Raw genomic sequence first — 13,897 nt, 5'->3', positions numbered from 1 at the left:
CAATGATTAAAGTTTCATTTTATAGTAATTTATTTTTTGAAAATTAGTCTTATAATCATTTTAAAGAACAGTCGAAGGAGTGAAATGTATGGCAATAATCGAGGTCAATAATTTAACTAAAAAGTTCGGCGATTTTTATAGTGTACAGAATGTGGCCTTACAAATTGAGAAAGGTGAAGTGTTCGGATTTTTAGGTCCAAATGGTGCAGGTAAATCTACTACAATACGGCATTTGATGGGCTTCTTACAGCCCACAGAAGGACAGTGTTTCATAAAAGGATTAGATTGTCGCCGATCTACGGCTGAAATTCAAAAATTCGTAGGATATTTACCGGGGGAAATTGCATTTATCGATAAAATGACCGGACAACAATTTATCAAATTTATTGCCCAAATGCGAGAGTTAAATGATTTAACAAGAGCTAATGAACTCATGCAATTCTTTGAACTAAATGCCACTGGACTTATTAAGAAAATGTCAAAGGGTATGAAGCAAAAACTTGGTCTCATTTGCACATTTATGCATAACCCTGAGATAGTCATTCTAGATGAACCGACAAGTGGCTTAGATCCCCTTATCCAAACAAAGTTTATCGATTTTATTTTAGCTGAAAAAGAAAAAGGAACAACAATATTCATGTCCTCTCATATTATTGAGGAAATTGAAAAAACTTGTGACCGTGTAGCGATACTTAATGCAGGGAAAATTGTAGCGACTGAAACAATTGCTGACTTAAAAAAACAAAAGTCTAAAAAGTTTTTAATAGAATTTCAAAGCGAGCAAGAACTGTCTCGTTTCTTAGGAGAGCAACTTAAAATTAAACAAATTGGGCCAACGCAAGCAATTATAAAAGTTCAGGGTAATGTCCAAACATTGCTTCATACATTAGCAGACTATAAAATAAATGACCTCGATATCATTTCACAATCACTTGAAGATATATTCATGCATTACTACGAAAGTGGAGGTAAAGAATCATGAACTTTACTTTACTAAAACATGAGGTGCTAGCTACCGTTAAACTTTTTAGTATTATTCTCGCTGTATTAATGCTCTATATCATTAGTATTGTCTATATGTATAACCCTGAGATGAGCAATACTCTTAACAAGCTTACCGAAACAATGCCTGAATTAATGTCAGCATTTGGTATGAGTAACATAGGTAATACGTTAATTGAATTTCTATCAACCTATTTGTATGGATTTTTATTACTCATTCTGCCGTTAGTTTTCATCATTATGTCGGCAAATAAACTAATTATGGGCTATATCGATAATGGCTCCATGGCATACCTAATCGCGACACCAAATACACGTTTTAAAATTGTTTTTACGCAAGCATTTTTTTTAGTCGCTAGCATCTTTATATTGCTCTCAATTACAACTTTGGTTGCAATCTTATTTTCAAAAATTCTATTTCCGAACGAATTGGATCTAAGTGCTTTTTTAACATTAAATATCGGTCTTTTTTTCTTACACTTTGCCATTAGTGGCTACTGCTTTTTTATATCCTGCAGTAGTAAGGATTTAAGAACCTCTTATGCGTATAGTACAGGAATTCCTATTCTATTTTATTTAATTCAGGCGCTTAGTAATATGGGTGGTGCTTTAGGAAAGCTACAATACTTCACCATCTACTCATTGTTTTCACCTGAAAAATTAATGACTCAAGATAGTTCGTCTATTTGGATGCTAGGGGCATTATTTTTAATCGGGATGTTTTGCTACATGCTGGCTATTCGTGTTTTTGTTAAACGTGATTTGTATTTATAATGCTAACTGTCAGAATCTGCTTGCTTTCTTGTAGTAGGCAGATTCTTAATAAAAACTTATTGCTGCAAAGATGCCAATTCACCAATGAAGCGCAATAACCGAAAATGAATCATTGCTAACTCCTCTACGTTTAAATCCTCATCTCCATTGTTTAGCCATTCTTGTATAACACCTAAAATCGCGGATGTTAAAAAAGCTTCAAAATATTGTTGAAACTCTGGGTCAAGTCCTTCTTCTCGAATAACAGAGATTCTGTCCAATATATGATTACTAAAAACTTTCTTCATCCTCTTACTAAAGGCGGGGCTCCCCTGCTCCCCTAAAATAACTCGAAAGGCTGTTGCATGCTCTTTAATATATTTAAACACTGCTATAAATGGCTGATAAAGTTGACCTATTTTTACCGTGTGAAAGGCTTCAAGTGGTTGAACGTTTTTTACATAACTTTCTAGTTCATTTAATAATTCCTGCTGCAAATCCTCCATCACTTCAAATTTATCCTTATAATGTAAATAAAAAGTTCCTCGATTTATGTTTGCAGTAGTAGCTAGTTTTTTTACTGTTACTCTATCAAAACCTACTTCCTCTATCTGTATAAGTAATGCATTTTTTATAGCTCGTTTTGTTTCAAAATTCATAATATCGTGAATAGACATTTGGCCCCCCCCTTTGTATTATCATTTTATTCCGATTAGTATTTATCGATGTTGATCAATTATACATCGGTATATTTGTGTCTGGATTTGGATTTGGATTTGTGCTTAGGGCTGCACGAGGGCCGACACGATGTCGGTCATTTCGGTAATGCCACAGGACGTTGCGTTATTACCGATGCAGGTCAGTTAGCCGTTATCGCATGGATGCGATGACTTTAGGCTAAAATCTTATGTGAACACTTTTCCGATTCCGTGACATCCGCCGGAGGCTTTAACTTCATTCAGAAGGTGCTGAAAGAAGTTATATGGTTACCTCAATGATCTCAACAAGGTCAAATAGTGATTGTAATTACAGTATTACCTTATTTATCGGTATTCCTCATTATTTTTTTCATCAATCTAATTTAGAAAATGGTTATTTATAAAATTTTTGTTAACATTTTACTATTTACAATGAATTTCGGGGTATTAGTAAGTCTTTTTGACCTAGGCAGTCTGATTTCACCTAGCTCCAAATGCGAAAAACAAAAATCACTTAACACTTTTTAGTTATCTGTTTATTGTAATTCCGAATACACTGCCTTAAAATTTCAGGTATCAACACTGTGTTTAGTAAAGGAGAGATGGATATATGGGAAACAATGCAATTTCATTAAACTCCATAGAAAAAAAGTTTCACCAAAAACAAGTAATTGCCCCGCTTTCCTTAGAAATTCCTAAGGGACAGCTTATTGGCTTACTTGGTCCTTCAGGCTGTGGGAAAACGACTTTAATTAAAATGATTATGGGAATGATCAAGCCTGATAATGGTAGTATTCAAGTGTTAAATCATACAGTCCCCCATAAGCAATTACTGACGGATATCGGTTATATGGCACAATCGGATGCACTGTATTTGGATTTAACTGGTGAAGAGAACCTTCATTTTTTTGCAAAGCTTTATCGATTATCAAAAAAAGAACGTGATGAGCGTGTCAATTATGCTGCAAGCCTTGTTCATTTAACGGATGATTTAAATATTAAGGTGTTGAATTATTCTGGAGGGATGAAACGGAGATTATCCCTTGCAATTGCCCTTATCCAAAATCCAAAGTTGTTGATTTTAGATGAGCCAACTGTGGGTATTGATCCAGTATTGAAAAAGGAAATTTGGCAGGAGTTAATTCGTTTAAAAAACGATGAGCATAAAACAATTTTAGTAACGACACATGCAATGGATGAAGCAGAGCGCTGTGATCAGTTAGCTATGCTACGCAATGGTCATATTATCGCGCACGGAACACCACATGATTTGAAAGCTCATTATCAGGCTAAAGACTTTGATGAAGTGTTTTTAAAGGCTGGAGGTGAAGCACTATGAGAATCGGCGCAATTGTTACAAGAATTATGCAGCAAATGATACGAGATAAACGTACACTCGCCTTATTATTTTTTGCCCCCCTTCTTGTGCTATCGTTAATGTATTTTGTTTTTAATAGTAACGAACCTGAAATGACACTAGTCGTATCAAATGGTCCTGCATCAATAATTGAAAAGCTTGAAGAGGCGGATTTTGATGTTATCGAAAAAAATGATTTTTCTATTGCCAGTTTAAAAGATGAAAAATATGATGGCTGGTTAGCTTTTCATGAAACACAATTGAAGCTCACATTATTAAATGATGATCCGTCGACAGCAAAGGCTTTAAAGATGAAGCTTTCTCAGGTTTTACAGCCTGAACAATCAGCAATGATGAAGTTGACGACTGATTATGTATATGGCGATGAAAATACCGCTATTTTTGATATTTTTAGCCCGATGCTGACAGGCTTCTTTGTGTTCTTTTTCGTATTTTTAATTACAGGTATAGCGTTGTTAAAAGAACGAACTTCAGGGACTTTGGAACGCTTACTAGCGACACCGATTAAACGTTCTGAAATTGTTGCTGGTTATATGATTGGTTATGGATTGTTTGCATTTATTCAAACGACTATTATTGTTCTATTCGGGGTTTATGTCCTTGATATCGTACATGTCGGCTCCATCTGGCTTGTGCTACTAATCAATATTATCGTTGCACTTGTTTCATTATCTTTAGGAGCTCTTTTATCAAGTTTTGCCGCTTCAGAATTTCAAATGATGCAATTTATCCCGCTAGTCATTGTACCGCAAATCTTCTTTTCAGGTATTTTCCCACTTGATAATATGGTGGAGTGGCTGCAAAATATTGGTCGTATTATGCCACTATACTATGCCGCTGACGCGTTGAACGGGGTAATGTATAAGGGATATTCCTTTAGTGAAATTCTAGCCGACTTAACGGTTCTTGCTTGCTTCGCTTTAGTATTTATTACATTAAATATTGTAAGTCTAAAAAAATATCGATCATTATAATCAAAAGATTCTGCTCAAAAATTGGGCAGAATCTTTTCATTTTAAATTAGGACCATCACCATAATGTGGGGTTGATTTCCGTTCCGGCTGGGCGCTTTGTTGCTGCCGCTACGTTAGCACTACGCTTTCGCACAGAGCAAAGCTTCTTGGGGGCGTCCGATGAGCCGCTTGGGGCAACAGGATGTTGGTCACGAAGGCGTTATCACAGGACGTGATGGTTTTAGCCTTCGTTCCTATATTGCTAATCCCCAAGGAGTCGCCCAGCCTCCACTCCAATCAACTTATCCTCAAGACATGCGTTTAACAAATGTCATCTACAACTTTAGATGGTTATCCTAAAAAAATAGAAAATCACACCAACTTTCTATTAGCAAAGGAACTAATATTCATCTATACTAAATTTACAGTTAATGGTTAAATGTTTTGCATCGTAATTTATAGAAACTTAAATGACTTACAATAAAAAACCTAAAAATAAAGGTGTGTCAAGATGAATACGATTATGGAAATACAGAACATTTCTAAACAGTATAGAGATAAGAAAATTATAGAGAACGCTACATTTTCTATTTGTGCTAATCAAATTATCGCTCTAGTAGGAAAGAATGGATCAGGTAAGAGTACCCTTCTTAAAATTATTGTGGAATTAGTCGATGCTGACAGTGGTTCTATTGTAAAACATCGACAATCTTTAAAAATCGGCTATGTGCCAGAAGTGACCCCTTCACATATTTTATTTACACCTGAAGAATATCTTTATCATATGGGCAGTATTCGAGGTATGGCAAAAAAACAACTACAGCAAAAAATAAATAATTTACTTGAATTATTTCATTTAGAGGAAGCTCGGAACATTCAGATTGTTAACTTTTCTAAGGGTATGAAGCAAAAGGTTATGATTATGCAGGCAATGCTTGAAGACACAGATCTGCTAATCTTAGATGAACCATTATCAGGACTCGATCCTAAGGCCCAAAGGGATTTAGAAGAAACTCTCTCTGTTTTAAAGGACAAAGGGTTAAGCATCGTTTTAACATGTCACGAAACAAAATTACTGCAACATCTTGTTGATACAGTACTTGTTATTCACAATAATAAAATCCTGCAAGCTAATTCATTAAATAACAATGATTTACCGAAAAATAAATTAATGTTTGAAATTTCAAGCATGAAATTATTAGATAACCTATTACCTCTTCTTGAAATTCAACAACAATCCCTTTTAAATAATGGTTGTCATAAGGTAATTGCCGTTATTAAGACGGAAGATACAGATCAAGTTTTATTGGATCTACTACAGAAAAAATCCTCTATTAAACAATTATCCCCAATCAATCAGAAGGAGGAACAATTTTATACCCATTTTTAAGGAGGAATAGACGCTGCCATGACTAGTTTATTGCGCTATCAATTTATCAATTATTTAAGGACCTATAAATATGTTCCACCTTTTTCAATTTTCGTTTTATGTCTTGTTGTTAACTATACTTTTATACCGAATCCAATATTAGATAGCTATTCGTTTACAGCTATCATTCTCTTTTTTCTAATGGGATGGTTTACGGTTACACTATTTCACGCAGAAGATGAAGGGCAAAAAGTAATTACAACACTACATGCAAAAAGTCGAACACAATACAATTTAGGAATTTTTATGATCTGTGTACTAATTGGTTTATTCTTAAGTTGCATATCAGTAATCTATCCAACCCTAATTGGCGCCTTTGGAGAAAAACCAAGATTTATACATCAATTACTAGGATTCCTCTCTCATTTTAGTTTATCTGTACTAGCTATTGCACTTTCAGCTATTTTTACTAGAGAACTTGTCAAAAACAAGCAAAATACTTGGTGGGGTATACTTGGCATCTTAATTGTCTCTGTTGTTATCGCAACTTTAAAAGAGACAATTCTTCAGATCAAGGGACTAATTTGGCTGCTTCCACCTGTCCGTCTTTCATTGGAAATGATGGGTTCGGAAGATTCAATAGCTACAATTCCGAACATTTTTTATTGGCGATTTGTTTGGATTTTCGTTTACTCATCCTTAGTCGTCCTGTTATTTTTCCTCCTATCGAATCGAAAAAGGAGATAAATTTCTAAAGAAGGAGCGTTTTTATGGTAAAAAAAGCCAAGGTGTTAATTATTGAAGATGAAAGTGCTATTGCAAATATTATTAAAGACTACTTAAGCGTCAACCATTTCGATCCTCATATCGTTAAAACTGGTCATGAGGCAATCCAATATATGAAGGAAATCTATCCTGACTTTATTATTCTTGATCTTTCTCTCCCGGATTGCGATGGTATCGAATTATGTCGTCAAATTCGTGAAAATAGTAATGTTGCTATACTAATTTTAAGTGCCCGTAGCAGTGACACTGATAAAGTTCTTGGCTTGGGATTCGGTGCAGATGATTATATGACGAAGCCCTTTTCTTTAAGTGAGCTTGTGGCAAGAATAAATGCACATTTACGAAAACAGGATAGATGGCTGCAGAACAATGTGAGCCAGATGGATATGATTCAAATCGATCATATGGAAATTAATAAAAATGAGTATACTTTTTCACTTAATAAAAAGCACATTTCTCTATCAGCGAAAGAATTTGATCTCCTATTTTTTCTAATGAAGAATCGTAATCAGGTTTTCTCTAAAAATCAATTACTCGATGCTGTTTGGGGCTATGACACATATGGGGATGAAAATACGATAACCGTTTACATTAGACGTTTACGCGAAAAAGTTGAAAACGATCCATCTTGTCCTGTATATATTCAAACTGTTTGGGGGGTTGGCTATAAATTCACTACTCAAAACTATTCCTAGGAGAGCACAATGTACTTAAAAATTTGGATGAAGCAATGGTTAAGGTCGATACTAATCTGTGTTTTACTGTTGTTTATTTGTATCCTTACATTATTTTTCACAAATTTTCATCGCGATGAAGAACCACAAAATGAATATGTGATCAATCAAATTCGTTTAAAAGTAAATGAACATTTATTGTACATAGAAGATCATTTTACAAGTCTCGAACAGAATTTAAATTTACGCAATTCCCTCCAAGAAATGAGCAATAGCGCAGGAATAGATATTTCAGTTGTCCAATTAGATGGGAAAGTTATTTTTAATTCTATCGAAGCAGACCTATCACAGTTTATCAATTTAAAAGAGGATTTACATTATGATTTATTTACGTCTCAACAACAACCTGAGATCATTAAAATCGCTTTTCCTATAATAAGTGGGACGAATGAACAACTAGGTAACGCTATTTTTACTATTGATAGAGATGTACTCTTCCCCATAAAACAGCCTAGTCCTAGCAATTTTATACTTTTACTCATATGTGGTTTATTTTGTTTTTGCATTATAGGACTGTCCATGTACATTGTACGGAAGTCTAACAAGGAGATTTTACTCCCCTTAAATCATTTGAAAAAAAATACCGAAGAAATTGTCAAAGGTAATTATGAACAGGATACTGTATATTCTCAGGCAGATGAAATCGGTGAATTATATGCTGTGTTTGATCAAATGCGCCTGGAAATAAAAAACCTTACTATTCAACGCGATGAACAAGAACAAAATCAAAAAAAGCTTATTTCTAGTATTTCGCATGAAGTAAGAACTCCTCTAACAACAATAAAAGCTTATTTAGATGCTATTTCAGAGGGAATATGTCCTGACATGGATTCGCTTATGTCGTATATCCAAATCATGCAAACAAATACTGAAAAAATGTCCAGATTAATTGATGATTTATTTATTCACACTTTGAAGGAGCTTGGACATATTCCAGTTAACTTAACAGAGCAATATAGCAAAAATGTCTTTACGAATATTTTGCATCCAATTCGGCATTATGTCCAAACGACCGGCATTCATTTTATCGAGCCAGAATATATTCCTAATGTCCTTATTCAAGTAGATGAGCATCGACTAGAGCAAGTACTTTCAAACCTTATTACGAATGCACTAAAGCATACTACTAAAGGAGATTCAATAACCGTTTCTATTAATATTGAAAACCAAATACTATACATTAATGTCATAGATACTGGTAATGGAATGCTTCCTGAGGATATGCCTTTTATTTTTGAACGCTATTTCAGAGGTATTCAAGCTACAGGTAAGACTGCTGTGAAAAATGAAGGAGCAGGTCTCGGATTGTCTATTTGTAAGCATATTATGGAAGCCCATAATGGTTGTATTTCATTTAAAAGCAAGCAAAATGTAGGAACAACATTTACATTAACTCTTCCTATTATTTAAATTTCTAAGAGGGTAATTCCGAAAAATTAAGAATATAAGTAATGAACTTCAGAAAAAAAATTGGAGAGTGAAGACATGATTCATGACATAGGGGAATATGTAAAATATTTAGATGGTGTTCATAAACGAACGATGCAATATATGAAGGCAATACCTGATGAACTTTTAGATTGGAAGCCTTCTGAAGATAAGTTTTCTATTGGTGATTTATTGCGACATATTGCATCATCTCGTTTGATGTTCCTCGGAATATTTGAACACGGCTCGTGGACGTACGCAGGACATGATATAAGTAAAGGGGCTTCTCTTGAGGATATTTCAAATTATTTAGAGTCATGCCAAGTTAAATTAACAGAGGGTCTATTGAAAATTGGCAACGATTTGTTCTCAAAAAAGGTTTTAATCCTTCATGGTCATGAAGTAAGTGCTTGGAGAATACTTATGTCGATTCCCGAACATGAAATCCATCATCGTGGGCAAATATCTTCATATTTACAAATGAACAAGATTGAACCGCCTCAAATTTTCGGATTAAAAATTGAGCAAGTGAAAACATTATAATTTTATGAACGAGCTTTGGACATCACCTTATATCCAAAGCTTATTTTTGGAGCCTTCATCGTCCCCTATTGATTATTAGTCTCCATCAATTGATATTCTATGGCAGTCAATGCCGAATAAAAAAGTACCTATTACACATTTTTATTACGATAATCTGATTTGTTTTGATGATATGTTATAACTAAAGAAATGGTTAGTAAACTTCCAAAAAGTGAATCTATGATACGGACAACCATTATTCCATAGCTACTAATCGATACCCTATCAATCAAACACCAGAGACATACATATAGTAGCGTTAAAATAAATAATAAAGCCCAGAAATAGAGTTTCTTTTTAGCGCCAATTTTCGGAGTAGCTTTATTCTTATTTAGTGATGCTCTGTAATACATATAGCCGATAATTAGCGAAATCCCCAATAGTGTACTGCCGTGTTGCAAAAATTTATAAACGGGTATTTGATAGCCATTCACATTAAAAGTGTTGGTAAGAATCGAGAAATTCACTACCATAAATCCATGTTTATGTGTAAAAGAATCCCATACTACATGAGTTAACATTCCAAATAACGCTGAGTAACAAAAAACGACTGTCTTCCATTTTTTACTTCCCTCCACTTTGTAGCTAGATGTAACCTGTAGATAGTTCGGTAAATGGTGGACTACATTCAAACGAATAATTTGATGATAAATAAAGTAGATCATTACTACTAAAGGGAGATTTAATAGAAAAAAACCTGTGAAGGTATGCCCTATTTTCCCTATTGGTTGGCCTCGTAAAAAATATTCAAAGTCAGGAGCCATACTTCCTAAAATCATTGCAAAAAAATTAATATATTTACTTTTTCTACAGAATGGTATTACTGCCGCTGGATGGGCAAATGTTAATGGCATAATAATCGCCCTCCTCTTTAACAACATCTTTATTACAACGTTTTTCATTTCTAAAGGTTCTTAGAAGGAAGAGCTATTGAAATTATCAACAAATTTTTCTGTTGTAATAATTTATTAATAATTTAATAAGGACCTTATAATAATTCACCCTTACACTAAAAGTAATACATTTGAAGGAGGTATTCTCGTGGATAAAGAAGTACTTATTCGTGCCCAAAATCTATGTAAGACATATTCCACAGGGAGTGAGCAATTTCATGCAATAAAAAATATTAATCTCGATATATATAAAGGAGATTTTACAGTCATTATGGGAAACTCCGGTTCGGGTAAATCGACACTGCTTTATCTTTTAAGTGGTCTTGATTCCATTACGACTGGTGAAGTTTATTTTCATGGGGAAAGGCTAGATACATTTACCGAACAGCAGTTAGCTACATTTCGCTCTAAAAAAATTGGATATGTCTATCAAAGTAGTAATCTCGTCCCGGATATGACATTGCTAGAAAACATCACCCTCCCAGGATATATTGCAAAATATCCTAAAAAAGATGTGATCAAAAAAGCGGAGATGCTATTAAATAAAATGGGACTTGAAGAACAACGAAATCGTTTACCTTCGCAAACCTCTGGTGGACAGCAACAAAGAGCTGCTATTGCTAGAGCATTAGTTAATGACCCAGAGATTCTGTTTGCAGATGAACCAACGGGTAGTTTAAATTACGATCAAGGTGTAGCTGTCTTAGATATTTTAACGAATTTAAACAAAAAGGGTCAGTCTGTAGTAATGATTACACATGATATAAAAGCTGCCTGTCGTGCTAATCGGCTTATTATCATTCAGGATGGAAAAATTGGAGGCATTTTAAACTTCGATCAATACGATGATGCTAGCATACAAGAGCGTGAACATATTATCTTTTCTTATGTCGCGGGAAAGGAGTAAAAAATGCACGCAGTTATTACTCTTTGTTTTGCACATATCAAGAAAAGAAAAATCCAAAATGTACTATTAGCAATCCTAATTATGCTATCCACCCTTTTATTAGCTACCTCTGTAACAATTATTATGAATACAAACAATATTTTTGAAAAAATACATCATGATTCAAATGGGGCTCATCAAATTTTAACGATGGGTAAGGATATTCATAATCCAATCACTGTCAACAATTGGTGGCAAGAGCAACAAGGAGTTACTGCCTCGAATCTCATTCCTTATAGAAATTTATCTGGCTTCACAGCGAATGGTGTAGAAACGCAAAATCTCTTATTCATGATGAATACACCAAAAACGCCCTTCGCTATTGATCGATTACTATTTTCAGAGGGTAAAAATCAGGACTATCCTACTGAGGGAACGATTTGGATTCCCACATCGATGGCTTCTACTTCGAATATTTCACTTGGAGATGCTATTGAATTTAACACCGGCGAAAAAGCTTTTTCATTAAGTGTTTCTGGTATAGTTGTAGATTTGCCATATGGTGGACCCTTTTCAAATAATGCTCGTATTTGGATGAATGACTCTGACTATCATAAACAATTTGATACGATGATAGGGTCTGAACAATATATGATGGCTCTTCGCTTTGATGATTATCAGCAAAGTGCAAACTATTGGATAGAATTCGAAAATTTTTTAAACGGCCCCTACCTTGAATCAAAAATGGAATACGTGGATCTCTATTCGTTTAATTTAATTATTAATAAAATTATCGGCTTTATCATGATTGCTTTTGGTGTAGCAATGTTATTCATTTCATTGTTTATTATTGGTTTTAGTATTTCAGATGCCATTTTAACGAACTATAAAACGATTGGTGTCATTAAATCTCTCGGACTTACTTCTCGAAAAATTAGTGCGACCTATGTTTTACAATTTGCTTTATTATCCTTAGTCTCGATTATTCCTGGCCTTATTGCCAGTACAATCCTTTCCAGAGTGATCATAGAAAGCTCTTTATCTTATTTAAAGTCCGGAAAACATTTAACGATTATTCAAGATTTTAGAATCACCATGCTACTTGCTGTCATAATCCTTGTCATTGTTATCCTTACTGCGTTCATTTACTCAAACAAAACACGCCACGTTGAACCAGTACAGGCAATTAAATACGGTATGTCAGAATTTGCAAACAGTAAATTGAATCGTCGTTTAAATAACTCTAATCGCCTTTCTAATTTTGTTAATTTGCAAATTGGCATTAAAAACATTACCAAAAATATGAAAAGTTCCATTCTTATTATTGTTCTTACAGCCATTACTTCTGCTATTTTAGTGTTTAGTGCAGTCATGCTTAATAGCTTTATTTCCATCAAGCAAAACACACCAGCTTTTGGCTACGATTCATCACATGTTGTAGTAACGATTTCTAATGAAGCAACATTTTCAAAACAACAGTTTGAACAATTTTTACGCTCAGATGAACGCATTAAAAATCACGCTTGGCTAGATCAATTTACAGGGGTTCTCCCTAATGAACCAAATCAACCGTTAAATATTAAAGTCGATACTCTTGAAGGTAGTTTTGATGCTGCTGGATACGAGACAATTTCTGGCCGTAATCCTGTAAATAAAAATGAAATAGCCATTGGCCTTAATGTCGCGAAGGCTTTACACAAAAATCTAGGGGACATTGTGGAAGTCTATATCGAAGGCAAGAAGCATCATTTGATTGTTACTGGTATCTATCAATCGATAGCAAATATGTCTAATTCAGCGAGAATTACCGCTGATGTTATCAAAGTTTATAATGCTACCTATTCTGCTTCAAAACAAAGTATGATCAATTTGGTAGATGAGACATTATCAGATCAAATCGTTGATGATTTAAACAATAATTTTAAAAGCTCTGTCTCAGCTGAAACACAACAAACATCATTAGATAATGTCTTTAAAGTAGTGGTCGCTGTTTTAATAATCCCATTATCTGTTATCGGAATTTTATTTATCACTGTAACATTCATCATTATTTATAGTGTTTCTAGAATAAATGTAAGAAAAGAAAGCGGAACTTACGGAATTTTTAAATCTATTGGTATGACCTCAAATACTATTAGATGGTCGATTACATCAGGAATTCTGTTTCTTTCATCACTAGGGACTATATTTGGGATTTTTATCGGTATTAAAGTAATACCCGTAGCTTTAAAAATTATTCTTTTAGAATACGGCTTACTTGAACTCCCCCTTGCTATAAACTGGCCAGTTAGTATTGGATTATCTCTTTTAAGTATTTTGGCCGCTTGTCTTGGTTGTTGGTTATCAACGAAAATAATCGCCAAAACCTCACCTCGAATTTTGCTCGTTGACTAAAAAATGCCCCCGATCTACTTATGTAGTGGGGGCAATCCCAT

At 34.2% G+C, this 13,897-nt stretch carries 14 protein-coding genes; 12 read left to right on the top strand and 2 right to left on the bottom strand.

The genetic code is table 11. From position 1 onward, the window contains the following. Positions 1-88 precede the first annotated feature (88 nt). Positions 89-982 carry an ABC transporter ATP-binding protein gene (locus tag ACZ11_RS22210; RefSeq protein WP_049668699.1) on the top strand — a complete coding sequence of 298 codons (894 nt, stop codon included), beginning with the start codon at positions 89-91 and terminating at the stop codon, positions 980-982. Beyond that, entirely contained in the window at positions 979-1,776 is a 798-nt protein-coding gene (locus ACZ11_RS22205; RefSeq protein WP_201778556.1) for an ABC transporter permease subunit, read from the top strand. The genes ACZ11_RS22210 and ACZ11_RS22205 overlap by 4 nt, the downstream gene beginning before the upstream one ends. A gap of 56 nt (positions 1,777-1,832) precedes the next feature. On the opposite strand, the gene ACZ11_RS22200 is transcribed toward ACZ11_RS22205, so the two are convergent. Then, positions 1,833-2,432 (bottom strand): TetR/AcrR family transcriptional regulator, encoded by a 600-nt coding sequence (locus tag ACZ11_RS22200; RefSeq protein WP_049668697.1) that lies wholly within the window; start codon positions 2,430-2,432, stop codon positions 1,833-1,835. A 631-nt stretch (positions 2,433-3,063) separates the two neighbouring features. Here ACZ11_RS22200 and ACZ11_RS22195 point away from each other — a divergent pair. The 8 genes from ACZ11_RS22195 (at position 3,064) to ACZ11_RS22160 (ending at position 9,644) form a co-directional block, all read left to right on the top strand. After that, on the top strand, positions 3,064-3,792 hold the full coding sequence (locus ACZ11_RS22195; protein ID WP_049668696.1) for an ABC transporter ATP-binding protein: 729 nt from the start codon (positions 3,064-3,066) through the stop codon (positions 3,790-3,792). Then, the gene (locus ACZ11_RS22190) at positions 3,789-4,805 is read left to right on the top strand and encodes an ABC transporter permease (protein WP_049668695.1); all 1,017 of its coding nucleotides are present in this window, start codon (positions 3,789-3,791) and stop codon (positions 4,803-4,805) included. Before ACZ11_RS22195 ends, ACZ11_RS22190 begins: the two co-directional genes overlap by 4 nt. A gap of 159 nt (positions 4,806-4,964) precedes the next feature. Continuing rightward, positions 4,965-5,144 (top strand): hypothetical protein, encoded by a 180-nt coding sequence (locus ACZ11_RS26740; RefSeq protein WP_049668694.1) that lies wholly within the window; start codon positions 4,965-4,967, stop codon positions 5,142-5,144. 151 nt (positions 5,145-5,295) lie between these two features. After that, a complete protein-coding gene (locus ACZ11_RS22180) occupies positions 5,296-6,174 on the top strand; it encodes an ABC transporter ATP-binding protein (RefSeq protein WP_049668693.1) in 879 nt (292 codons plus the stop codon). Positions 6,175-6,192: 18 nt separating this feature from the next. Further along, positions 6,193-6,900, top strand: a complete 708-nt coding sequence (locus ACZ11_RS22175; protein WP_049668692.1) for a hypothetical protein — start codon at positions 6,193-6,195, stop codon at positions 6,898-6,900. A gap of 23 nt (positions 6,901-6,923) precedes the next feature. Then, positions 6,924-7,634 carry a response regulator transcription factor gene (locus tag ACZ11_RS22170; protein ID WP_049668691.1) on the top strand — a complete coding sequence of 237 codons (711 nt, stop codon included), beginning with the start codon at positions 6,924-6,926 and terminating at the stop codon, positions 7,632-7,634. A 9-nt stretch (positions 7,635-7,643) separates the two neighbouring features. Then, positions 7,644-9,083, top strand: a complete 1,440-nt coding sequence (locus ACZ11_RS22165) for a sensor histidine kinase (RefSeq protein ID WP_049668690.1) — start codon at positions 7,644-7,646, stop codon at positions 9,081-9,083. A 75-nt stretch (positions 9,084-9,158) separates the two neighbouring features. Then, positions 9,159-9,644 (top strand): DinB family protein, encoded by a 486-nt coding sequence (locus tag ACZ11_RS22160; protein WP_049668689.1) that lies wholly within the window; start codon positions 9,159-9,161, stop codon positions 9,642-9,644. A gap of 131 nt (positions 9,645-9,775) precedes the next feature. Here the strand turns inward: ACZ11_RS22160 and ACZ11_RS22155 are convergent, their stop codons facing one another. Beyond that, positions 9,776-10,537, bottom strand: coding sequence for a DUF4184 family protein (locus tag ACZ11_RS22155; protein WP_049668688.1), 762 nt, complete (start codon positions 10,535-10,537; stop codon positions 9,776-9,778). A 187-nt stretch (positions 10,538-10,724) separates the two neighbouring features. Between ACZ11_RS22155 and ACZ11_RS22150 the strand changes: the two genes are divergently transcribed. Together ACZ11_RS22150 and ACZ11_RS22145 are read left to right on the top strand one after the other, a co-directional pair. Further along, positions 10,725-11,483 carry an ABC transporter ATP-binding protein gene (locus tag ACZ11_RS22150; RefSeq protein WP_049668687.1) on the top strand — a complete coding sequence of 253 codons (759 nt, stop codon included), beginning with the start codon at positions 10,725-10,727 and terminating at the stop codon, positions 11,481-11,483. A 3-nt stretch (positions 11,484-11,486) separates the two neighbouring features. After that, on the top strand, positions 11,487-13,856 hold the full coding sequence (locus ACZ11_RS22145) for an ABC transporter permease (protein WP_049668686.1): 2,370 nt from the start codon (positions 11,487-11,489) through the stop codon (positions 13,854-13,856). Positions 13,857-13,897: the final 41 nt, after the last annotated feature.

It is taken from the genome of Lysinibacillus xylanilyticus (genome assembly GCF_001183605.1).
Taxonomy (GTDB): domain Bacteria; phylum Bacillota; class Bacilli; order Bacillales_A; family Planococcaceae; genus Lysinibacillus; species Lysinibacillus xylanilyticus.
This window is presented reverse-complemented; position numbering and strand designations above follow the sequence as displayed.